The sequence below is a fragment of the Brevibacillus sp. FSL K6-6036 genome (assembly GCF_037964015.1).
Lineage (GTDB): Bacteria > Bacillota > Bacilli > Brevibacillales > Brevibacillaceae > Brevibacillus > Brevibacillus borstelensis.
Genome location: NZ_CP150173.1, coordinates 2,763,605 through 2,785,592 on the forward strand (window position 1 = coordinate 2,763,605; position 21,988 = coordinate 2,785,592).

The 21,988-nt window shown below is 52.5% G+C and carries 21 protein-coding genes; 4 read left to right on the plus strand and 17 right to left on the minus strand.

From position 1 onward, the window contains the following. Positions 1-5 precede the first annotated feature (5 nt). From NST37_RS13905 to NST37_RS13955, 11 genes are all read right to left on the minus strand, one after another. The gene (locus NST37_RS13905) at positions 6-548 is read right to left on the minus strand and encodes a TlpA disulfide reductase family protein (protein WP_339185524.1); all 543 of its coding nucleotides are present in this window, start codon (positions 546-548) and stop codon (positions 6-8) included. Positions 549-562: 14 nt separating this feature from the next. Further along, positions 563-1,273: a cytochrome c biogenesis protein CcdA gene (locus tag NST37_RS13910; RefSeq protein WP_003385623.1), complete on the minus strand. Its 711-nt coding sequence runs from the start codon at positions 1,271-1,273 to the stop codon at positions 563-565. A gap of 250 nt (positions 1,274-1,523) precedes the next feature. Beyond that, positions 1,524-3,041, minus strand: coding sequence for an ATP-binding protein (locus tag NST37_RS13915; protein WP_031932847.1), 1,518 nt, complete (start codon positions 3,039-3,041; stop codon positions 1,524-1,526). 133 nt (positions 3,042-3,174) lie between these two features. Beyond that, complete coding sequence (locus NST37_RS13920; protein WP_311068419.1) at positions 3,175-4,932, minus strand: aromatic amino acid hydroxylase; 1,758 nt, start codon at positions 4,930-4,932, stop codon at positions 3,175-3,177. A 164-nt stretch (positions 4,933-5,096) separates the two neighbouring features. After that, complete coding sequence (locus tag NST37_RS13925) at positions 5,097-5,387, minus strand: antibiotic biosynthesis monooxygenase family protein (RefSeq protein ID WP_003385627.1); 291 nt, start codon at positions 5,385-5,387, stop codon at positions 5,097-5,099. A 77-nt stretch (positions 5,388-5,464) separates the two neighbouring features. Next, positions 5,465-6,376 (minus strand): hypothetical protein, encoded by a 912-nt coding sequence (locus NST37_RS13930; RefSeq protein ID WP_003385628.1) that lies wholly within the window; start codon positions 6,374-6,376, stop codon positions 5,465-5,467. A gap of 57 nt (positions 6,377-6,433) precedes the next feature. Then, the gene (thiE, locus tag NST37_RS13935; RefSeq protein WP_171506736.1) at positions 6,434-7,114 is read right to left on the minus strand and encodes a thiamine phosphate synthase; all 681 of its coding nucleotides are present in this window, start codon (positions 7,112-7,114) and stop codon (positions 6,434-6,436) included. Continuing rightward, positions 7,111-7,746: a thiamine phosphate synthase gene (locus tag NST37_RS13940; RefSeq protein ID WP_172920484.1), complete on the minus strand. Its 636-nt coding sequence runs from the start codon at positions 7,744-7,746 to the stop codon at positions 7,111-7,113. The genes thiE and NST37_RS13940 overlap by 4 nt, the downstream gene beginning before the upstream one ends. Further along, positions 7,724-8,083, minus strand: a complete 360-nt coding sequence (locus NST37_RS13945; RefSeq protein ID WP_172920485.1) for a hypothetical protein — start codon at positions 8,081-8,083, stop codon at positions 7,724-7,726. The genes NST37_RS13940 and NST37_RS13945 overlap by 23 nt, the downstream gene beginning before the upstream one ends. A gap of 335 nt (positions 8,084-8,418) precedes the next feature. Next, complete coding sequence (locus NST37_RS13950; RefSeq protein WP_039070351.1) at positions 8,419-8,829, minus strand: DUF3054 domain-containing protein; 411 nt, start codon at positions 8,827-8,829, stop codon at positions 8,419-8,421. Between the two features lie 84 nt (positions 8,830-8,913). Then, positions 8,914-9,504: a GNAT family N-acetyltransferase gene (locus NST37_RS13955; protein ID WP_172920486.1), complete on the minus strand. Its 591-nt coding sequence runs from the start codon at positions 9,502-9,504 to the stop codon at positions 8,914-8,916. Positions 9,505-9,749: 245 nt separating this feature from the next. Here NST37_RS13955 and NST37_RS13960 point away from each other — a divergent pair, with 245 nt between their 5' ends. Next, positions 9,750-11,510, plus strand: a complete 1,761-nt coding sequence (locus tag NST37_RS13960; RefSeq protein ID WP_003385634.1) for a UbiD family decarboxylase — start codon at positions 9,750-9,752, stop codon at positions 11,508-11,510. Positions 11,511-11,678: 168 nt separating this feature from the next. Further along, positions 11,679-13,166 carry an NCS1 family nucleobase:cation symporter-1 gene (locus NST37_RS13965; RefSeq protein WP_003385635.1) on the plus strand — a complete coding sequence of 496 codons (1,488 nt, stop codon included), beginning with the start codon at positions 11,679-11,681 and terminating at the stop codon, positions 13,164-13,166. A 110-nt stretch (positions 13,167-13,276) separates the two neighbouring features. Here NST37_RS13965 and NST37_RS13970 read toward each other — a convergent pair whose 3' ends face one another. The 6 genes from NST37_RS13970 to NST37_RS13995 form a co-directional block, all read right to left on the minus strand. Further along, positions 13,277-14,989, minus strand: coding sequence for a methyl-accepting chemotaxis protein (locus tag NST37_RS13970; protein ID WP_003385637.1), 1,713 nt, complete (start codon positions 14,987-14,989; stop codon positions 13,277-13,279). A 95-nt stretch (positions 14,990-15,084) separates the two neighbouring features. Next, positions 15,085-15,609 (minus strand): hypothetical protein, encoded by a 525-nt coding sequence (locus tag NST37_RS13975; RefSeq protein WP_024984177.1) that lies wholly within the window; start codon positions 15,607-15,609, stop codon positions 15,085-15,087. A gap of 117 nt (positions 15,610-15,726) precedes the next feature. Beyond that, on the minus strand, positions 15,727-16,617 hold the full coding sequence (locus NST37_RS13980) for a nitrilase-related carbon-nitrogen hydrolase (RefSeq protein ID WP_039070304.1): 891 nt from the start codon (positions 16,615-16,617) through the stop codon (positions 15,727-15,729). 34 nt (positions 16,618-16,651) lie between these two features. Next, positions 16,652-18,037 carry a dihydropyrimidinase gene (gene hydA / locus NST37_RS13985; RefSeq protein ID WP_172920487.1) on the minus strand — a complete coding sequence of 462 codons (1,386 nt, stop codon included), beginning with the start codon at positions 18,035-18,037 and terminating at the stop codon, positions 16,652-16,654. A gap of 93 nt (positions 18,038-18,130) precedes the next feature. Then, positions 18,131-19,417 (minus strand): NAD-dependent dihydropyrimidine dehydrogenase subunit PreA, encoded by a 1,287-nt coding sequence (gene preA, locus NST37_RS13990; RefSeq protein ID WP_031932857.1) that lies wholly within the window; start codon positions 19,415-19,417, stop codon positions 18,131-18,133. An 18-nt stretch (positions 19,418-19,435) separates the two neighbouring features. Beyond that, entirely contained in the window at positions 19,436-20,806 is a 1,371-nt protein-coding gene (locus tag NST37_RS13995; RefSeq protein WP_339185525.1) for an NAD(P)-dependent oxidoreductase, read from the minus strand. 189 nt (positions 20,807-20,995) lie between these two features. Between NST37_RS13995 and NST37_RS14000 the strand changes: the two genes are divergently transcribed. After that, positions 20,996-21,553 carry a hypothetical protein gene (locus NST37_RS14000; protein ID WP_039070300.1) on the plus strand — a complete coding sequence of 186 codons (558 nt, stop codon included), beginning with the start codon at positions 20,996-20,998 and terminating at the stop codon, positions 21,551-21,553. Between the two features lie 9 nt (positions 21,554-21,562). After that, positions 21,563-21,988, plus strand: coding sequence for a hypothetical protein (locus tag NST37_RS14005; protein ID WP_003385644.1), 426 nt, complete (start codon positions 21,563-21,565; stop codon positions 21,986-21,988).

The window sequence follows — 21,988 nt, forward strand, 5'->3', positions numbered from 1 at the left end:
CACCCCTACCGCAGCGGTCCTGTTTTTTCTTCCAGCAATCTTTTCAATTCCGTTTCCAGATAGTGTCCCTCTACCATTCCGATGATTTTCTTTCGGATGATCCCTTGCTTATCCACCAGATAAGTGGTAGGAAATGCTTGAATCCAGTAGCGGTTGGCTACATCACCGGTAACGTCCATCGGAATCGGGAAAGTGAGCTTATACTGCTTTACAAATGCTTGCGCTCCCTCCAGACTGTCGTTGGAAGTTACGTTTACACCGTAAAAGTCCACCTGCTGCCCGTATTTCTCCGCAACTTTTTGCAAGTCCGGCGCTTCCAGTTTGCACGGGCCGCACCAGGACGCCCAAAAATTGATGACAAGCGGTTTCTCCCGCTTCCCTGCGACCTCGTACGTCTGATCGTCAAGCCCTCGCAGCGAAAAATGCGGCGCTTCGAATCCTGCTTCCGGCCTTTGTTCCACCGTCACTGCACCCGTCTGTTGAGAAGGCTGCCAGATTGCTGCGCCTACAAGCACAGCGATAACCATTGCCAGTATGAGTCTTTTCATGTGGTCACCCCGGGTTAGAATCCGGTGAAGCCTCCGTACATCTTAATCAGGACTTTCGTGATGTCTGTCATCTTGTCCGTATACAGCAACACGCCAAACAAGATCATCAGAGCACCGCCCACTTTCATCAGCCGGTCAGAGTACTTCATGATTCCCTTGACCTTGCTGATGAAAAACGTCATGACAAAGAATGGAATCGCAAAGCCCGCAGTATAGGCCAGGGTATAAGACAGGGCGCTCCCCGGATCATTCATGCCGAGAACGATAATACCGGAGAGAATCGGTCCCACACACGGCGTCCAGCCAGCAGCGTACGTAATTCCAACCAGGACGGAGCCGGTATACCCGATCGGCCGGGATTTCAGGTCCACTTTCCACGTCTTCATCATCCAGTCCATCTTAAAGACTTGAAGCATCACCAAACCGATGATCACAAGTAATATGCCCCCTAATTGGCGAATCAAATCCTTTTGGGAGGCAAAAAGGCTGCCCAACCAGGAAGTAGACAGTCCCAAGGCGACGAAAACAATCGAAAATCCAAAGATAAAGAACAGGGTGTGCAATAGCGCCTGCCGTTGGAAAACAGCTCTTCCCTTTTTCACCTCATCCATCGTAACGCCGGTAATATAGGAAATGAACGAAGGATACAAGGGCAGACAGCAAGGGGAAACAAAAGAAAGAAAGCCCGCACCAAATGCTAAAAAGACGGAAAGATCTCCACTCATAGATACCTCCGTGGGGTAATGGTAATTCTATTGTACCGAAACTTGGCATCGCTCAAAAGCAAAACGGGCACTTTGTCTTAAAACGTTACCATTTCTTTTACATAATAAATGTTACGTAAACAATAACTGTTTGAATCATGCTCGTTTTCTATATAATACTGACAAGCGTAAATCCTTATGAGTGCTGTCCCTTTCAAATGCAAGGAAAAAAAGACAAATGCCTCATTTGTACATGAATCATTTGTCTTTATTACCCATTTGAAATTGGAAGCCTTACTTCAAAGCGTGCCCCTCCCAAACGCAGGGAGTTCTCCGCGAAAATTTCTCCTCCGTGGTCGAGGATGATTCGCTGTGTGGTGGACAGCCCAAGTCCGGTCCCGTCAGGCTTGGTCGTGTAAAAGGGAACGAATAAATTTTTTAATACCTTATCTTCCAGACCGGGACCGTCATCTTCGACGGTCAAGACGACCTGGTTAATCGACGCGTACACCGAGACTTCCACGATAGACCCCTTGGTCGCGATTGCCTCCATCGCGTTCTTGAGGATGTTGAGGACCGCTTGCTTGATGCGTGCCCTATACCCGTAAATGTACCATTCATCACCGGACCAATTCAGCTCCAGTCGAATCCCCCGTCTGTTGGACTCTGGCTCGAGCAAACGGATGACGCCGAGAACCTCATCCATGATCAGAAATCGCTCAGCCGCAATTTTGTCGTCCCGGTAGCGTGCAAGAACCAAGACATCGTTTAATAATCCGTCAATTCGCTCAATTTCAGTCAATATCACCGAAAAATACGAGGTGTTCTGCCGTGTCTCCGTCTGTTCGCGCAATAACTGGATAAACCCTTTGATTGATGTCAGGGGATTTCTTATTTCATGGGCCATGCCGGCAGCGAGCTGCCCCACCGCCGCGAGTGCTTCCCGCTTGGTCAGCTCCTCCTCGTAGCGCTTGGCGTCGGTGATGTTTCTAAGGACTGAAATCGCTCCCCACAACTCACCCCTGTGATAAATCGGACTTGTACTGACGGTTGTCAGTGTACCGTTAATCTCCGCGACGTAATGTCCGGATTGGCCGCGTTCGATGACCCATTGAACAAACCTTTCATTTTCTCTGGGACGAAACGTCTCATCTATGTGCGTACCGATAATCTGCTGACGTTCCACTTGCTGCAATTCCGCAAAGGAGTAGTTGGCTTCAACAATTCTTAGGTTGCGATCGATAATCAGCACCGCGATATCGGTCGACTGCAGAACAAGCTGAACCAATTCCTGTTCCGCCACTTCGGAAAACCGCTCGCGCGTCGCAGTGCCGGTCTGCATTTCCTTTTCACGCTGACTTTCTTCCGTTTCAAAAATGTGAATAAACATATCAATCAAGCTGTCTACAAATTGATAGAGATCCAATCGAATCTGATACAGTTCCAGTCGCTCTTCCTCTGTAAATATGAAATAATGCGCATCTTGCTCCATTTGATCTAGCAAAGTATCCCGGCACATGCGTATCCGTTCCAATACACATGCCAGAGAAATTCCCTGTTTGGAACGATGGATCGCAATTTCTCTTGCTCCTTTTTCCACCTTCACGCGATCGCCTGTATGTATGTATTCGATCAAGCTCAGAATGAACGTTTCCAACCGAGACAACGTATACGAACGGTCTTCTAATACTAATGCAGAGATTCGGTTATGATCAGACAGAAACCCATACGTTTTGGCCGCCAACTCAGGGGCCAGTCTCGTTAAGTGCTTTCTTATCCGGTTTTTCACTCTCTACCGGCTCCTTTGTCTTTTGTTTCTATATTTGAGAAAACATTCATACCCTATTTATTCCATAAACATGAAGGAATGTAAAGCGGCGTGACCACCCAATCAGGACAATTCACGCCGCTTTTTTTGGTTCTTACAATCCGAGCAGTTGAAGCCCGTTCATGATGAGTTGCTTTTGGTCTGGATTTGCATCCTTCAACTTCTCCAAGACGGAATGCAGCCTGCTTTGTTCATGCTCCGTCCCGGCCTGACGATAAAGGATTTCCAGGAGCTCCAAGCGAATCAGCCAGTCTTCCGGATAGTCGGCGTCGAGCTCATCGAGGATCGTGAGCAATGTATCGCGATCAAAAGCTTGCTGCTTCTCCCGGATGTTTCGGACCTGTTGATACAGCTGATGCAGTCTGATTTGCTCAGGTGAGTAGCTGGACTGTCTGGCCGATATCACGGATGGCTTGTGTGTACCTGTAGCAAAGGCTTCCCTGTCGGCAGCCCCGGCAAAAACCGAAACGATCCGCTCCCCTACCGCCATGTCGAACGTCCCCCACTCTGCTTGGAAAAGCGTTTTGTCCTGATACGTCACAGTGCACTCATCGAAGCCGATGAGCACAAGCCGTCCTCCCTCCCGGAGAATGTAACGGACTACTCCCGCCACTTGGAGACCGGACTCAAATGACAGGATAGAACGTTTTCCGGGCACGATTCCTTTTTCCTGCAATTGTTCATCCGTAAAGCACTCCAAAGGTGTGCTCTCCCCCGCCAACCGGCCGATTGGGGAGCCAAAGCCCTCGGCATGGTATTGCTTGTCGTGGCCTGGCAGCTCTTTATTTCCGACAGCCAACGCGGACGGCCCTGTTGTTTTCAGGTAGACCGCCTCTCCTTGGCTGTCAAATTCCAGCTCCGCCAAGATGCCGCTAACCTGCAGCCCTGAGCTGTAAACGGCCGTCGTCGTTTGCGGCATGTTTCTCGCCTTGATCAAGCTTTCCGTCCCGCCGACATTCAGCGCCATGCGCTTGGAATATTCCAAAATCGCGTCAATCAGCTCCTGGAAATCGCGGCATACAAAAAGCTGCGGCTGCGGTTTTGTGATGTCATAATCGGTCTCGATGCACGCCTGCAGCGAAAACGGAATTTTCTTTACATCATCCTGCAAGCAGCTGATGCTCTCACCGACAGAGGAAAGCAGACCGGCACCGTATATGCGCGGATTTTCACAATCGCCAATCAAGCCGTACTCGACTGTCCACCAGTACAGACGCGCCAGCTCATTTGCTTCGGAAACATTCTGGACCGCCTTTGCTTTGCGCTCCAGCTCCTCTTCGGCTTGTCTGATGACTTCCTCAGTGGATTCCGGGTCTTCTTTTACGATGGAAAGGTAGCGGATCGCTTCGTACAACTCGTAATCTTCCTTGGAGGAAAGCGCGCGGGACCCGATTTCCCCGAATATTTTCAAATAGGAACGGTACGTCTCATCCAAAATAATCGGAGCATGACCTGCCGCCTCATGAATGATGTCCGGTGCCGGCGTATACGCAATATGATCGTATTGCCGAATATCGCACGCGATCGGCAGGATGCGATGTGCTTGAAAATCAAAGAAAGCGACAGCCGGAATGAAACCGTCAATCGTGACAGCCCCCCAGCCGATCTTTGCCAGGCATTCATTCATCTCACGGATGTTGGGGATTCGCTCTACGCTGATTCCAGAGAGCCGCAGCCCCTCCAGGTAGGCGCTGTGTGCAGTCTGCCCGAGATAATGATGATTTTGCCGCATGACATAGCGCCATACAGCGTGGTCAATTGGCGTGTACTGTTCGTAATCTTGCTCCACTACAAATTCCTTCAGGTGAATAGGTACTTGAACGAGAGAAAAATCAGGTTCTACGCGACTCATACTCACTTCCCCTTTATCAGGATAGTAACCATGTAAGCGTTTTCTCGACTCACCTTATCATATCATGATCAGGTTACAAATTGTGCAAAGAATGTTTATTGCAAAACTTATCTGAATGAAAAAAGGCATCCGCCTGCTTTATGCGCAAACGAATGCCTGTACATTTACGAAGATGCCTTTACCTGATAGGTGCGCAGCTCGGACTTGACCGGGCTGTTCGGATTGCTGCCTGCATGCGAGCGTTTGAACGCCTCGCTCTGTGTCCAATTCAGGAAATCCTGCTCGCTTTCCCATTTGGTAAACACGGTATACTCATCGCCCTGGGTAGGCGCCAGAAACAGGAACTCCAGGAATCCCGGGACATTTTTCATCCGCTCGCCGCCCTCACTGAAGGCTTTTTCCAGGTGAGCCCGATAGTCGGACGGTACGGTCAAACGATTCATCGATACATACATGTACTTGCACCCCTTTCCAACCTGATCAAACCTATTATACAAAAAAGCGCTCCAGGAACCAAAAAGCCGCAGGCAGCTTACGGGCGCCTGCGGTTTATTTGTTGCTCCAGCATGATATCGACCAAAAGAATATCCTGAAGCGGGTCCTTGGGATCTGTGGTCAAAAGCGATGCGACCGCAGCAATCGAACAGCGCACGGCGTGATAAGAGTAGAATGCATCCCGCTCGTCGTCATTGGATAAGGAAAGGTCGGACAGCTCGTGTATCGGATAGGGAAAATCTGTTTCGACACCTGCTCGATCAAGTACGACCAGCGCCTGCTTGATCGCCAGCAGAGCCGCGCTTACGCTGATTCCGTATTCCTGGCGTAGCTCATCCCACACCTGAAAGGCTGATCGTTCAACACGCTCCTGATTGGGTCTGGTAATAATACCCGACTTTCGCCCTTCCTTCAGCAGCCAGTCAACGAGGATATCCTGTCTGGGCGGAAATGCAAACACTTGCAGCTTCAGCTCCAGCTCCGTGGGCGTATCCTTCGCAAATCGGGCATGGGATAGCGACATCTCATAGCGCCTCGAAGGATGGCCCGGAACCGTGACAAAAACCGTCTCCTGACGAATAGCCGCTACCTGCAGCTTGGTCCTTGCCGGTATTCGAGCCTGGGGCGCCTTTTCCCTGCGAATATTGCCGGGGATCAGCTCAGTGCCGAACAGATGGTACTCCAGCGGTGAATCAATCCAGGGAATAGGCTCTCGATTCAGAATCTCATACAATCCGTTGAACGTGATCCACTCGCCAGGACGCTTTTGATACCGAACCAGGGCGGCATGCCGTTCTTCTTCAGGCGTCACGCTCTCTGTATCGGGGTGATCTTCGGCAGGGGCAAGCCGCTTATGTTCCACAAGCGCACAATCCGTCAGCTGGAGGCGCTCCAATAACTCTCGTTTGCTTACCCATTCATAGCCAATCCGGTAAATTCGATGTTTCATCTGTTCCACCTCCCTCGCCAGGTTCAAGTTCCCGGTCTGTCTATGGTACGTTATGTGTCAGCGTGGCTGTCCGTTCCTCGTACGATTGACGACTTCATTCAGTTCACGAGCCGCTTGCTCGGGAGATGCGGCCTTGCTGATCGCACTGATCACGGCCACGCCATCCGCTCCGGCAGCCAGAACAGCAGCAGCATTTTCCAGCGTAATCCCGCCAATTCCTACGATCGGCAGCGACCCTCCCACCGCCTCGCGTATTTGCCCCAGTCCTGCAGGACCGATCGGTTCTCCTGCATCCGCCTTGGACGCTGTGGCATACATGGCACCAACGCCGATACAGTCTGCTCCACCTGCCATCGCTTCCCTGGCTTCTTCCACTGTACCCGCAGATACGCCAATGTACATCGATTCTCCCACCAGGGCACGTACGTCTTTTAGATGCATGTCATCCTGACCCACATGAACGCCGTCTGCTTGCAGGTCAATCGCCAGGTCAACATCGTCATTGACGAAGAAAATGGCTTGATATTGATGGGCAAGTCGCTTCATTTCGGCTCCAAGCCGAGCCTTCTCTTCGCGGGTCAATTTGCTTCCTTTATCGCGGAGCTGCAAAGTACCCGCGCCCCCTTTCAGGGCTTGCTCGACGATTTCCAGCGTACGCGCGGCCGAATATCCGCAATCCTGGGTTCCAACGACAAAATAGACACCCATTTTGTCACGCAATCGCTCTGTGTTTCTCATCCCGTTTCCCCCTTCCACCTGTCAAGCGCTTCCCTGTATGAGCGGGCAGCTCGCTTCACGTCTGCTGCATCTGTTATTCCTGAAAGCGCCGCAATGCCAGCACAGCCCGCCGCGAGCACCTGGCCTGCATTGTCGGGCTTGATCCCGCCAAGCCCGATCACCGGGATAGAGAGCGCTTCGACGATGGTTTTCAATTCCCCCGTCCCTCTGGGAGCCAAACCCGGTTTGGAGCGACTGGGAAAAATATGGCCGTACAAGACGTAGTCCGCCCCTTGCTCGGCGGCTTCCATTGCTTCTGTCATAGAGTGCACCGAGCACCCGACCTTTTGCCCGGGCGACAGTACTCTTCTGGCCGCTTTGACCGGCAAGCTGTGGTAAGCGAGATGTGCCCCGCAGCATTGGACGGCTGCTGCCACGTCGACGCGGTCATTGATCAGGATGCTTTCGCGCGGCATGACTCCCGCCAAGGCCTCCGCCCACTCCATGATTTCGCGAGCCGTACGGTGCTTTTCCCGAATATGGAGCCGATCCATTCCTCCGCTGTATGCGGCTTCGGCCATGCGCAGCACCTCTTCGAGCTCCTGTCGTCCGCTCGTTATGACGTGCAGCTCAGGTTTGTGCAGCTTGCCCATGTCCGCCTCCAGACAGCACCGTCAGACACTCCTGCAGCCATTTGGCTGTTTTTTCATTTTGCTCTCCAGGCATGCGAGCGACCATCTCGGCAACCAGTCTGCGCAAAAAGAACGATTGCGGCAAGCTGAGCGGAAACGTCACGGTCCGCGGTTTTTGTTCCTGCTCTTCCAGCTTTTGCACCCCGGCCAGCAGTATATCGGCGATGGATTCTATCAAGTCTCTCGTATTTTCCTGCTCGCGCAGATCATCGTAGCATCCGTCCATCAACCGGCACAAAATGAGGAAGGCCTGTGTGGACAGCGTAAAAGGTTGTACATCCTGCAACGGTTCGGTCACGATTTTCCCCTCCATAAAAACAAAGCGAAACTCTGGTTATTATAGCACATTCTTTTCGTCAGACAGAATTTCACGGTGTCGCTTTTCAGCAAATAAAATGCGAGCCGTTTACACTCGTTCGGCTCGCACGGTTTTCATTTACGGTTTGTTGCGGTCGTTGTGGTTGGACTGACGCAGGTTGGTGTTTTTATCGTGCTCATCCAGCGTTTTTCCACGGTGTTTGCCCAGATCCTTGCTGTTGTTGTTCTTGCCCATGTGCCCACCTCCCTTTACAAGCATCAACTGGTAGCGTCCCCTGTCAAAGGCGCTTTTATCAGGAGGCAGGACTTGCTTAATCAAAGGGTCCGGGACGGCCGGCGAATGAGGGCGTAGACGATGGCAAACGGAATCCGCCAGCCCAGCAAAAAGGCGAGCATGATAAAATACGCAACAGCGGCGAACAGCCAGGTGAGCGGTGTTCCCAGCCAGAGTGTACGAATGACCAGACCGATGGGTGCCGCAATCGTCCACATGAGCAGGACGTTGAGCAATTGCGTGCCCGCCTTCTCCAATGAGCGGCGTCGATACGGATGCAAAAACAGCGCGACCAATATCCAGGCCAAGAGAAACGGAGCCAGCGTTTCCATGATCCCTGATGCAGTGGCCGGAAGTCCGTGCGCCAGCTTTCCGTAATACGTAAACAGCAAAAAGGCGGCCAGATCGCCTGCGAGCAGGACGTAACCGGCCGGAGCGTGTATCCGTTTCATGAACAATCCTCAACTCTTCCTATTTAGATGGTGACACGCTCATTGTACACATCTCTCTCGTCCATCCACAATCCGTTTTGCCCGTTATTCACCAAACAGCAACATTTGGAGCTTTTGATCCACCTGCGGCCATTCCCTGTCCAAAATGCTGAAATAGACCGAATCGCGAATATACCCGTCGCGGACAATCATATGATTGCGCAGGGTTCCCTCGTAAACGCCACCGATTCTTTTGATGGCCCGCTGGGAATTTGCATTGCGGGCATCCGTTTTCAGCTGGACGCGAATGCAACCGAGCTCTTCGAAACAATGACGCAATAGCAGCCATTTGCACTCCGTATTTACTTTCGTCTTCCAGACGGAGGGCGTCAGCCACGTATAGCCGATCTCCAGCCCGCGGTCTTTTTTCGAGATATTCAAAAATCGGGTGCTGCCGATTACTTGTCCGTCTTCCTTCCTGATGATCGCAAAAGGCAGTTCTGTTCCGCTCGCCTGGTTCTCCAGCGCCGTTTCGATAAAACGCTGGGCGTCTTCGGGCTGTCGTATCACTGTTGACATATAGCTCCATATCTCCTCGTAATTCCCTGCCTGAAATACACCTTCGCAATGCCTGGTGTCCAGCGGTTCCAGACGAACCTGCTTTCCTTCGAAGGTGATTGGACTAATTTGCAGCATACAAACTCGCTCCTTTGCTGTTCTGCCTTTTGCGTATAACAGAACAGTCCTTTTAAATTTTTCCAAGGATAATGGCGACGCTCACTTTTGTCAAGACGATGCTAGAATGCGAGAATAAAAGGGCGGCACAGCAGAACACGGTCAGAAAAGAATTCGTCACAACCCAAGTGGGAAAAAGGTAGATTCAAACGGGGCGTTCGTGTACAGTTAGAAGAGGAATTAAGGGGATGTGGAGGTTAGGAAAGATGCACGCAAATCTGCGTTCGTTTATGGAACAACTGCGCCAGCACGGGCAGTTAATCGAGATTGACGCGCCAGTGGACCCAAATCTGGAGCTGGCTGAGATACACCGGAGGGTCATCCAGGAGGAAGGACCTGCACTCCTGTTCACCAATGTAAAAGGAAAAACATTCCCGGTCGTGACCAATCTGTTCGGCACAGCCGAGCGTGTGGACATGGCATTCGGTCCAAAACCGGAAACGATTGTAAAAGACCTGGTTCACGGGTTGGACAAGCTGATGCCGCCTTCGCTCTCCGGATTGTGGGAGCTGCGGTCGCCTCTGCTGGAAGTGATGCGTACCGGTACGAAGACGGTATCCCAAGGACAGGCTCCCGTCACCCAAGTAAGTACAACAGATGTCGATATGACAGCGTTGCCTGCATTGACAAGCTGGCATCTGGACGGAGGTCCATTCGTTACGCTTCCGCTCGTTTACACCGAGCATCCAGAGACAAAGCAGCACAATCTGGGGATGTACCGCATCCAGATATACGACAAAAATACGACAGGCATGCACTGGCAGATCCACAAGGGCGGCGGTTTTCATTACTACGAAGCGGAAAAACAAAATCGCTCGCTGCCTGTTTCGCTGACGATCGGCGGACCGCCCGCCCTCATTTTGTCCGCGATCTCTCCTCTGCCCGAGATGGTGCCGGAGCTTGTCTTTGCTTCATTAGTAATGGGAGATAAATTGAAGATGGTGGAGGTGCCCAACCATCCGCACCGCATCGTTGCAGATGCCGAGTTTGTTTTTGCGGGAGAAGTTCCACCGCATGTCCGCAGACCGGAGGGGCCGTTTGGAGACCACTTCGGCTATTACTCGCTGACGCATGATTTCCCGGTATTTCAAGTAAAACAAATGTTCCGCCGCAAGGATGCCATCTACCCGGCTACAGTCGTCGGGAAGCCGCGTCAGGAGGACTACTATATCGGCGAGTACCTGCAGCGCCTGCTCTCTCCGCTGTTCCCTGTCGTCATGCCTGGCGTCAAAGCGATCTGGGCTTACTGTGAGACCGGGGTTCACGCTCTCGCAGGGGCGATCGTCCGGGAAAGCTATTATAAGGAAGCGATGGCTCATGCCTTCCGGATCATGGGCGAAGGACAATTGACGCTGACCAAGTTTTTGATGGTCACGGATGTCCCTTGCGATTTGGCTAATTTTAGGAATTTTATGGAAATCGTTCTTGCCCGCTTCCAGCCGGAGCGCGATCTGCTGATCGTCAACGATACGTCCGGCGATACACTGGATTATACCGGCCGGAAATTCAACCATGGTTCAAAAGGGATCATGCTGGGGATCGGAGACCCTGTTCGGGAGCTGCCCAAAGAATACAAGGGGGAAGGCATCCCGAATACTTCCCGGATCCAACCGTTCTGCGGCGGATGTCTCGTCATCTCCGGTCCGTCCTTTGAGGAGAATCCGCAGTTTGGCGAAGAAATTCTGCCGTACGTAAACGAGCATTGCAAAGAGTGGCCGATGATCTGCATCGTCGATGATGCCTCGATTGCAAATGACCAAAGCCAGTTTTTATGGACCGTCTTCACCCGCTTTGATCCGGCTCATGATCTATATGCAAAAGCGACCATTTCCCGCAACAAGATTCGCTATGAAGGTCCGCTGGTAGTCGATGCGCGAATGAAGCCATTTTACCCTGACGAAGTAGAGACTCACCCGGATATTGCCAAGCTCGTCGATCAAAGATGGAAGGAATACTTTCCGAAATAACAAGCACCACAGCACCCGGAGCAATCATGCCGGGTGCTTTTCTGGTTTCTTTATGTGAGAAAATTCTGTCATTTCTTGTCGGACTGTCCAATATAATGTAGCATCTTGTATCCGAGCAACGCTTATGTTGGTCGGTTCCTATTTTCTTTATAAAGGAGGGAGTTATTCATGAAGACCCAGGTGGATTCGGACGGCATCGTCACCCTGACCAAGGAAGGCGAAAATCTGATCAAAGACAGCCCTCTGTTCAACGATGGGCTGCGGCCAACCACGATGGCTGAGCACAACTGGACTTCGTACAACTTTGCCAGCTTGTGGATCGGCATGTCGATCTGCTTGCCCGCCTACTCGCTCGCGGCCGGATTAATCGCCCTCGGCATGAACTGGTGGCAGGCGATCATCACCATCATCCTGGGCAACTGTATCGTCCTTATCCCTATTCTCCTTAATTCCCATGCGGGCACAAAATTCGGGATTCCGTATCCGGTCTACGCCCGTCTCTGGTTTGGCTCCAAAGGGGCACACATTCCTGCCGTAGCGAGAGGTCTTGTCGGCGCGGGCTGGTTTGGCATCAACTGCTGGTTTGGCGGGACCGCTATCGATACCCTGCTGATGTCCATGAGCAGTTGGGGCAATGTGCCTGGCCATACCTGGATTGCTTTTTTCGGGTTCTGGGCGCTAAACGTCTGGATCGCCTACAGAGGACCTGAAGCGATTAAAAAGATGGAGTTCTGGGCTGCTCCGACGTTGATCATCATGTCCCTCGCCCTGCTCATTTGGGCGTTGACAAAAGCTGGCGGCTGGGGACCGATGCTCTCGGCTCCCTCCAAATTTACAACCGCTGGCGAGTTTTTTAAAGTCTTCTTTCCTTCCCTTACCGGTGCCATTGCCTTCTGGGCAACGATGGCGCTGAATATTCCCGACTTTTGCCGATACGCCAAGAGCCAGCGAGCTCAAATTGTCGGTCAATCCGTAGCGCTGCCGACGACCATGGGAGGCTTCTCCTTTATCGGGGTCGCTGTTGCCTCTGCTACCGTCGTCATTTTTGGGGAAGCGATCTGGGACCCTGCGGCCGTCCTCGCGAAGTTCTCTCCGCTTGCCATCTTCTTTGGAACAATTGGCATCATCCTGGCCACGCTGACGACCAATGTTGCCGCGAACGTCGTAGCTCCTGCACGGGCCATCGAAAACCTTTCCCCGCGCAAAATGAGCTTTGGGGCTGGTGCAATCATTACCGGAGTCGTCGCACTCGTTATGCAGCCATGGTATATTTTGGATAATTTCGGCAATTATATTTTCCTGTGGCTCGGAACTTATGCCGCTCTGCTGGGACCGATAGACGGCATCGCGATCGCAGACTACTGGCTGGTCCGCAAACAGCGAATTCACTTGACGGAGCTGTATCGCACAAACGGAATTTACTCGTACAGGGGCGGCTATAACTGGAATGCCATCTGGGCCATGCTGCTCGGGATTGCTGTTCCTTTTGTCAGCAGGCTCATTCCCGGATTAGGGTTCATCTGGGATAATGCCTGGACGATCGGATTGTTCGTCTCCCTGATCTTCTACACCTGGTTTATGAAACGAAGCTCCAGCCTGATAAGCCAGGCGGATTACGAGAAGATTACCGCCAAGGCAGAGGCGCATGCTTCCTAATTAAATGTGCATACTTCCCGATGAAATGCATTCTACTGCTGCGCTAGCGTAAAAAGTGACGTAATAAAAGCTCCGCCGTTCATTTGGCGGAGCTTCTCTTTTGCTGATCTTTACATTTTAAACCGGCTAATGGACAATTGCAGCTCATGGGAAAGCTTGCTCAGATTTTCACTGGAGTTGGTGATTTCCTGCATGGACGCCAGCTGTTCCTCTGATGTCGCGGCAACACCGCGCGTATGGTCGGAAGCCTCCTGCGCCAACCGGTTCATTTCATCCATCGAGGAGGCGACTTGCTGTATGCTTGCCGACATTTGTTCGGTCGCCGCGGATACCTCCTGAATCTGTTCAGCGATCGTTTGCGATGAAGAGACGATGCGCTGGAAGGCTTCTCCTGCCTCACGGACGATCACACTGCCCGTTTCCGCTTCCCGGGTGCCTTGTTTAATTGCATTCACAACCTGTGCCGTTTCATTTTGAATATCCTGGATCAATCTCTCAATCTCGCGGGCAGACTCTTCCGATTGCTCAGCCAATTTTCGCACCTCGTCAGCCACAACGGCAAAGCCGCGGCCTTGTTCGCCGGCACGGGCCGCTTCGATGGCAGCGTTCAGCGCGAGCAAGTTGGTTTGGGAAGCGATTCCCGTAATGACCTGAACGATCTCTCCGATCGCCTCGGAGCGGACACCTAGCAGCTGCACCATTTCGGCAGCGCGGCTTACTGCTTCATTGATCGCGGTCATCTGATCGACTGCGGACTGAATGCGTTCATTGCCTTGCTCTGCTTCCTGGGCGGCTTGTCCGGAGAATTCGGAGACGGAGCCCGAGGTTTCGGCGATACGTTGTACAGCCAGGGCCATCTCCTCCATGACGCGTACACCTTCCTGGGAGCGAAGTGTATGTACCTCTGACCCGGAAGCGATCTCCTCGATGGCAGCAGCTGCCTGCTCTGACGCTCTCGCTGTCTGCTCTGCGCTCGCATGGAGCTCCTCGGAGGAAGCCGCTACCTGTTCACTCGCCACTTTTACCTGATCGATCAGGAGACGCAGCTCAGATACAAGTCGGTTGAAGGCCAATCCCAGCGTCCCGACTTCGTCTTTCCCTGTATACTCAACTGACTTCACTGCCAAATTTCCGCTAGCGAGCTCTTCCAATTTGGAAGCGACGTCGCGAAGCGGGTTGGCGATCATCCGGGCGATGGCAAATCCGACGCTGAGCGCAAGGACAATCGCAAGCACCGCGATTCCGAGCATCGTAATTTCTACGGCTTTCGCCTCTGCGGTATTTACGTTATTCGTTTCTTCTGCTCTTGCGGAATTGTAATCTGCCCAGGATTTTAGCTCTTGGTTAATCCCGTTCAGCGTCGATTCCGTCGCACGGAAGAAAGCAAAGGCTTCGTCCGGATTTTTTTCTTCTACCAAATGGATCACGACTTTTTGATCGCCCCGGTATTTTTCCAACAGCGTCTTCAGCGTTTCCAGAATTTCTGTCTCCTGTTCTGAAGTTGCAGACTCCTGAAGCTTTGCCAGCAACGCATCAGACTCCGCCACCAGGTCCTGGTACTGCTGTTTGTAATCTCTTTGTTTGGAAGGGCTCGTTTCCAGCATCATTTTATACATAATTGCCTCGATCTGTCTTGTCTCTGTGCGGAGCTCGTTCACCCACTTGATCGGCAACAGCTGATCCTGGTACATCGTGGACATCCGTGTTTCCGCTTTCATTAAATTGTAGTAGCCAGTAGCCCCTACTCCTCCCAAGAAAACACTCATCAAAATAACCAGACTCATTAGCTTTGTCCGTGTCTGCATGTTGCGCAAAAGTTTCATGTCTTGAGGCCATCTCCTTATTTTATAATCATAATTGCTGAAAATGGTCGAATAATGTCTAATTCTACCAAAGGAGGATGGACAAGTCGATAGTTTTACGACGAAACTCCTACATCAAATACTGAAAACAATGAAATGTTGGAAATTTGCTCGTCGGGGCTATAACAAATGTAATAGGTCAATTCGTCGCTTATCCGATAACAGATCCCGTTGTAGCCTTGTTCGATCAAGTAAAGTCTGATTTGTTCTCCGGTCCAGTCCAGCCATTCCTGGTCGTCCATTTCGGCTGACAACCGGTTCAGGTCGTCCTCTGAATGCCGGGATTGCAGGGCATCCAGACGCAGCTGATTCTCTCCGTATTGTTCATGCAGAGAAAAAAGTCCCGCAGTTCTCAACTCCTGCCTGAGGATGGCCGCCTGGTCCCAAGTCGTTTCCGCATGACAAATGGCATACTGAGCCGCTACCTTCATATTGCTGACAAGATACACGCCAGAACCGAACACAGCTTTGGCGATAGCCCCGTTGACAAATTGTCTGCGTTCGTGCCGTTCATATCTTTGCAGCTTGACGACTCGCTCGGCTTCCCTGTATTCAACTCCCCGATAGACGATCTTCTTCATGCAGAAAACTCCTCTTCACGATTCAACTCCAGCGGCGTATCCCAAACGGGAAAAGAGGGGGCGCCACACCGCGCCACCCTGCTTTTCGCTGCTGGGCCATTCCCATTGCCATGCGATTTAAGGGAGCAATTTGACCATATCATCGTAGGTCTCAGGTCGCCGGTCGCGGTAGAATTGCCACGTATCCCGCACCTGATGGATCAGATTTTTATCCATTTCCGCGATGATCACCTCATCCTGATTTCTGCTGCCGACTGCTACGAATTGTCCCCGGGGGTCTACCAGATACGATTGACCGTAAAATTCCCCCATGTTCCACGGCGCTTCCACTCCCACTCTGTTAATCGCAGCGACATAGTATCCATTGGCTACAGCATGAGCCGGCTGTTCGAGCTTCCAGAGATATTCGGAGAGGCCGGCCACAGTCGCCGACGGATTGAAGACGATTTCGGCTCCATTCAGCCCAAGCAGCCTGGCCCCTTCCGGAAAATGACGATCATAGCAGATGTAGACGCCCACTTTTGCAAAGGCCGTCTCAAAGACGGGATAGCCAAAATTTCCCGGTTTGAAATAGTATTTCTCCCAAAAACCGCAGCCGTTGTCGCCGACTCCCACGTGGGGGATGTGCTGCTTGCGGTATTTGCCGAGGTAACGGCCGTCCGCATCGATCACAGCAGCAGTATTGTAGTAGGTACCAATACCTACCCGCTCATAGACCGGCAGAATGAGCACCGTCCCCAGCTCTTTGGCCAGCGACTGAAATTGCTGGACGGTCGGCCCATCCGGGACCTCCTCGGCCGCTTCATACCATTTGGTGTTTTGTTCGGCGCAGAAGTACGGACCGTAAAAGATTTCTTGCAAACAGATTATTTGAGCGCCTTTGGCCGCTGCCTCGCGAACCAGCCGGACGTGTTTTTCGATTGCCTTTTCTTTATGGACGTGGACCGGCTCATCGCCGTGAACGTCGTTTTTCGCCTGGATCAGGCCGATTGTTACCTTGTTTGCCATAGTGGAAGTCTGCCTCCCTTCAATGGGTTTGGGGTTATGGCTGTTCAAAAGTAGTGCGTTTGATATACTGGCCGCTTCCTGCCTGCCCGACGAATTGCTTGTCGCGCACCACGAACGAGCCCCTCGATAGAACCGAGACGACCTCGCCGTACACTTCCATTCCTTCAAATGGGTTGTAGTCAACGTTCATATGGTGCGTTTCGACGGAAAGCGTACGCTTTACATGCGGGTCAAAAATGACGATATCGGCATCCGAGCCTACCGCAATCGTTCCTTTTCTCGGGAACATCCCAAATAGCTTCGCAGCCTTCGTAGAAGAGATGTCCACGAACTGGTTCAGGCTGATGCGTCCCTGGCGTACCCCCTCGGAATAGAGGATCGTCAAGCGGTCTTCTATCAACGGACCGCCGTTGGGAATCTTGGTGAAATCACCTCTCCCCAGTTCTTTTTGACCCCGAAAGTTGAAAGGACAATGATCGGAGCCGACGGTCTGCAATATGCCGTTCTTCAATGCGCTCCACAGCACTTCCTGATTCCATTTCTCCCGGAGCGGCGGTGACCAGACGTATTTGGCTCCCTCGAAGTCGGGCTGATCCATGATACTCACATCCAAAGCCAAATATTGCGGACATGTCTCCCCGTAGACATTCCAGCCTTTCTCCCGCGCCTCCGCTATCCGCTGTACCGCCGATGCACAAGAGACATGGACGACGTAAAGCTGCGAGCCCGCCAACGCGGTCAAAGCAATGGCTCTGCCCGTCGCCTCTCCTTCCGCCTCGGGCGGCCTGGTATAAGCGTGATAGATCGGATCGGTGTTCCCCTCGGCCAGTGCTTTCTTGGTCAAATAATCGAGGACATCGCCGTTTTCCGCATGCACCTGTACGAGCGCCCCCAGCTCCTTGGCCTTGACCAAGGTTTTGAACAAAGTCTCATCGTCTGCCTGGAAGACGTTTTTATATGCCATAAACACTTTCAGCGAAGTAATCCCTTCCGACGAGATGACACTCTCCAGCTCCTCCAGCACCTGATCGTTTGCCTCCGCGATCATCAGGTGAAACCCGTAATCAATGACGGCTTTCCCGCGTGCCTTTTCATGCCAGGTCGCAATCGCCGATTTCAGCGACTCTCCTTTTTTGGTCAGACAGAAATCGACGATGCTGGTCGTTCCGCCAAATGCCGCTGCCCGGGTGCCGGTAAAGAAGTCGTCCGCCGTCACCGTGCCTCCAAACGGCATGTCGAGGTGTGTATGCGGATCGATCCCGCCTGGAATGACATAGCATCCGGTGGCGTCGATTTCTTCCGCACCGTTAACTGACAGCTGATGACCGATCGCGACTACCCGTTCGCCCTCGATCAATACGTCAGCCTGATACGTATCGGCTGCCGTCACTACTGTACCTCCGCGAATCCATTTTTTCATCTTATACCCTCCTCTTTTCCCGGCCCCGTCAGGGCAAATGCTCTGGCGGTATGTCTCTTGCCAGTACAAGCTATGCGTTCAGAGGTGAAAACATTACTCCTGGGCCGCTTCGCAGCTTCGGTCTGCTGCCAGTGCCGCTTGCCGCTGGTTCCAAGAGAGCGGCGGCTGATCAGACGGGATTTCTACCATCTCTATCGTCCCTTCGACCGGACATACGATGGAGCAGAGATTGCAGCCGACACAGTCTTCTTCACGAACGACCAGCCTTTCTTTCCCGGTCATTTCGTCAGTCACAATATCGATGCACTGGTGAGAGGTGTCCTCGCATGCAATATGGCACTTGTTGCAATTGATGCACGTTTCCTCGTGGATGCGGGCAACGACCTTGTAATTCAAATTGAGATGGCCCCAATCGGAATAGGTGTGCACAGCTTTGCCGACGATGTCCATGACCGAAGCGATTCCCCGTTCATCCAGGTAGTTGTTCAGGCCGTCGATCATGTCCTCGACAATCCGAAATCCGTGATGCATGGCTGCGGTGCATACCTGGACGCCGCTCGCTCCCATGAGCAAAAATTCGACTGCATCCTGCCATGTGGAAATGCCGCCAATCCCGGAGATCGGAATCCCCACCTGCGGATCGCGAGCGCATTCCGCTACCATGTTGAGCGCGATCGGCTTCACCGCTGGTCCGCAATAACCGCCGTGCGCTCCTTTTCCATCCACATGCGGGATCGGCAGCCACGAGTCCAGATCGACCCCGATCAGGCTGTTGATCGTATTGATCATGCTGACGGCATCGGCTCCCCCCTCTGACGCTGCACGGGCTGTGAAGCGGATATCTGTTATGTTTGGCGTCAGCTTGACGATGACAGGCGTCTGGGCGACTTCCTTGACCCACTCTACCTGCTGCCGGATCAGGTCGGGGTGCTGACCTACTGCCGAGCCCATGCCGCGTTCCGCCATGCCGTGCGGACAGCCAAAGTTCAGCTCCAGTCCGTCTACCCCTATGGCCTCCACTTTCTTCACGATTTCATGCCACGCTTCGCGCTTGTGCTCGACCATGAGCGAAGCGATCAACGTGTGCTTCGGAAACAGCTTTTTGGTCTCCAGCATTTCCTTCAGGTTTTCCTCGAGCGGTCTGTCCGTGATCAGCTCGATGTTGTTGAAGCCGAGCACCCGCTGTCCTCCGAAGTGAAGTCCGGCAAACCGGGACGTCACGTTTATGATCGGTTCCCCCAGTGTCTTCCAGACTGCTCCTCCCCACCCCGCATCAAACGCCCGCTGCACCTGATAGCCTGAATTGGTAGGCGGTGCTGAAGCCAGCCAAAACGGATTGGGCGACTCGATTCCCGCCAAATTAATGCGTAAATCTGCCATTGTTTCTACGCCTCCTTCTTATAAAACTGGCTGAGACTTTGCTTCCAGTGCCGTGTGGATCGCATGAGCCGCCCGCTTTCCGTGATTGGCTGCATCCACGACCATCGCGTCCGTATTCCCTCCGCCAAAGATGACATCGCCCGCGGCGTAGACACGCGGATGAGAGGTTCGATACGTGCCTTCCTCGATCTCCACGATCCCGTTTTTGTGCTGAAGCCCGAACATTTCGATCAAGTCCACGTGCCGCGTTTGCCCGATTGCCTTTACAACGAAATCCACTTCCATTACAAACTCGCTGCCCGGGACCGGCTCCGGACGCCTTCGTCCTTTTGCATCCGGCTCCCCAAGCTCCATCCGCATAAGCTCAATACCGGTCACCCGTCCGTTTTCGCCGATAATCCGGGTCGGCGCTACCAGCCAACGGAATTCCACGCCATCTTGTTTCGCAAATTCATACTCGAACTCGTAGCAGGTCATCTCTTTCTCTGTACGCCTGTAAAGAATCTGTACGAGCTGGGCACCCAGCCGTTTGGAGGCAGTGGCTCCGTCTATCGCCGTGTTTCCCGCCCCGATCACAACCACCTTCTTGCCGAGCATCAGATCCGTAAGCGGTTTCGTTTTCGTATCCTCCACGAGGGAAATCGCATCGAGAACGCCGATCAAGTCTTCGCCCTCGATATTCAGCATCGGGACAGCGCCCATGCCTGCCGCAAGCAAGACAGCTTCAAAGCTCTGCAGAAGCTCCTCCGGTGTCACGTCTACACCGACGCGGGTTCCAGTCTTGATGGTCACGCCCATCTGCTCGATTTGCTCAACCTCCCACAGTGCAACCTCCTGCGGCAAACGGAAGGAAACGATGCCATAGGTGTTTAGCCCGCCGGCCTTTTCTCGCGCTTCGAAAACCGTTACTTCATAACCGAGACGGGCAAGCTCTCGCGCTGCCGAAAGACCGGCTGGACCGCCGCCGACGATAGCGACGCGCTTGCCATTTTGCTCTCCTGCATGAAACAGAATTTTCTGATTTTTTATTGCCCAGTCTGTCGCATGACGCTGAAGCAGCCCGATCATGATCGGCTTGGAGGCGTGATTGAGCACACAGGCACCTTCGCACAGCTCCTCTGTCGGACAGACCCTGGCACAGCTAGCTCCGACCGGGTTTGCCTCCATAATCGTCCTCGCCGACCCGAGCAAATTGCCGGTCGCAATTTTTTTAATAAAGGACGGGATGTCGATTGAGGTGGGACAGGCCTTGATACAGGGGGCATCGTAACAGAAAAGGCACCGGTTTGCTTCGTCTATCGCTTCTTTCGGCTTCAGGGCAGGAACTACTTCTTGAAAGTTTGCCTGCAGCATAGATGCGGTCTTTGTTTCTTCGCGGTGAACGCTCATTATGCAACAACCTCCTCAGGCGTTCTGAAAATTGCTTCCTTGCTATTATCAATGTGGAAAAAAAGCGTTTTATGATTCCTTCATCACCTTTTTTAAATAGGAGGTTCCTGAAATGAAACCGACTTCCCAGGCATGATTGATTTCAATGCAGAATAGGCTGATACCAAAACAAGAATTGAGGGGGATGGCATGAAGGATTACGATCAGCTGATTGCCAGACTCAAGCAGCAAATTGCAGAAGCGATGGACCGGTTGGAGAGATTGGAAGCCGAACGGATTGCTTTTGAAGCACAACGCTCGGAGAGAAAAAACTATGTATCATCGCGCGAGATTTTGGACCTGCTCGCCTCCCGGAGCGGAAGGACGGGAAGCATGGCCTCGATTAAAAGGTGGGCAGACGATGGGCTGCTTGGCACGGTCATCGATGAGCGCGAGGTATTTCCTTTGCTGGCAGGCAAACAGGGAAACAAGCGTTTTCTGTATCCGCGAAAAGAAGTACTGCGCTTTTTGCACGGAAAAGGTTTGCTCGTTCCCAAATTTGACGTCCTGGATCGCGTTCGTCTGGAGCGGAACGGGAAATGGGTTTGTGCGGTCATCACGGCTGTCGCCTTAAGCAAGGCTGATCCTGCAGATGACCTGTTTGTCTACCAGGTACAGATCGAGGAAAACGGCGAAGTAATAGACGGGGTCACGGAGGGTGCTTTGCAGAAAGCCAATCAGACCTCCACTTCTCTTGCCCGGTCGTAAGGAGGAGTTATGGAAACAGCTGTTATCACGCTCGGCAATACTGTAGAAAACCAGGAATATTCTCGCCAAATTCGCGACTTTCATAAAAAAAAGGGGCAGCCCCTCACTATCCGTTTCAGTGAAGAGCTGACCCATATCATCCTGGAAGCCCCTTGCTTGTACGTACCCGATCGCAACATACTCGGAAAAGAAGCGGTTGTCGAAGGGGTGGTCAAGAAGAATGGCAATCATCTTGAAATTCACCCGCGAAGCAAGGGAAAAACGATTAATTTGCATCTGGATTCGGAACTGGTGAACGAGCTGGAGCAAATACGCCTGAAGGTGGCGAGCAAGACCCAGCACGACGTCATCCTGGAAATGTTCGTTCGCGGACTTCGCGCATACCAAGCCGAACAGGATGACCAGCCCGCAACCACTAAAAAAGAGCGGGGATGA

Excerpts from the sequence above, each read along its gene's own strand:
- NST37_RS13970 (WP_003385637.1), bottom strand. The coding sequence starts at position 14,989 with ATGAAACTTTTGCGCAACATGCAGACACGGACAAAGCTAATGAGTCTG.
- hydA (WP_172920487.1), bottom strand. The coding sequence starts at position 18,037 with ATGAAAAAATGGATTCGCGGAGGTACAGTAGTGACGGCAGCCGATACG.
- preA (WP_031932857.1), bottom strand. The coding sequence starts at position 19,417 with ATGGCAGATTTACGCATTAATTTGGCGGGAATCGAGTCGCCCAATCCG.
- NST37_RS13920 (WP_311068419.1), bottom strand. The coding sequence starts at position 4,932 with ATGAGTCGCGTAGAACCTGATTTTTCTCTCGTTCAAGTACCTATTCAC.
- NST37_RS14000 (WP_039070300.1), top strand. The coding sequence starts at position 20,996 with ATGAAGGATTACGATCAGCTGATTGCCAGACTCAAGCAGCAAATTGCA.
- NST37_RS13905 (WP_339185524.1), bottom strand. The coding sequence starts at position 548 with ATGAAAAGACTCATACTGGCAATGGTTATCGCTGTGCTTGTAGGCGCA.
- NST37_RS13960 (WP_003385634.1), top strand. The coding sequence starts at position 9,750 with ATGCACGCAAATCTGCGTTCGTTTATGGAACAACTGCGCCAGCACGGG.
- NST37_RS13965 (WP_003385635.1), top strand. The coding sequence starts at position 11,679 with ATGAAGACCCAGGTGGATTCGGACGGCATCGTCACCCTGACCAAGGAA.
- NST37_RS13955 (WP_172920486.1), bottom strand. The coding sequence starts at position 9,504 with ATGCTGCAAATTAGTCCAATCACCTTCGAAGGAAAGCAGGTTCGTCTG.
- NST37_RS13950 (WP_039070351.1), bottom strand. The coding sequence starts at position 8,829 with ATGAAACGGATACACGCTCCGGCCGGTTACGTCCTGCTCGCAGGCGAT.
- NST37_RS13910 (WP_003385623.1), bottom strand. The coding sequence starts at position 1,273 with ATGAGTGGAGATCTTTCCGTCTTTTTAGCATTTGGTGCGGGCTTTCTT.
- NST37_RS13930 (WP_003385628.1), bottom strand. The coding sequence starts at position 6,376 with ATGAAACATCGAATTTACCGGATTGGCTATGAATGGGTAAGCAAACGA.
- NST37_RS13940 (WP_172920484.1), bottom strand. The coding sequence starts at position 7,746 with ATGGGCAAGCTGCACAAACCTGAGCTGCACGTCATAACGAGCGGACGA.
- NST37_RS13975 (WP_024984177.1), bottom strand. The coding sequence starts at position 15,609 with ATGAAGAAGATCGTCTATCGGGGAGTTGAATACAGGGAAGCCGAGCGA.
- NST37_RS13925 (WP_003385627.1), bottom strand. The coding sequence starts at position 5,387 with ATGTATGTATCGATGAATCGTTTGACCGTACCGTCCGACTATCGGGCT.
- NST37_RS13980 (WP_039070304.1), bottom strand. The coding sequence starts at position 16,617 with ATGGCAAACAAGGTAACAATCGGCCTGATCCAGGCGAAAAACGACGTT.
- thiE (WP_171506736.1), bottom strand. The coding sequence starts at position 7,114 with ATGAGAAACACAGAGCGATTGCGTGACAAAATGGGTGTCTATTTTGTC.
- NST37_RS14005 (WP_003385644.1), top strand. The coding sequence starts at position 21,563 with ATGGAAACAGCTGTTATCACGCTCGGCAATACTGTAGAAAACCAGGAA.
- NST37_RS13995 (WP_339185525.1), bottom strand. The coding sequence starts at position 20,806 with ATGAGCGTTCACCGCGAAGAAACAAAGACCGCATCTATGCTGCAGGCA.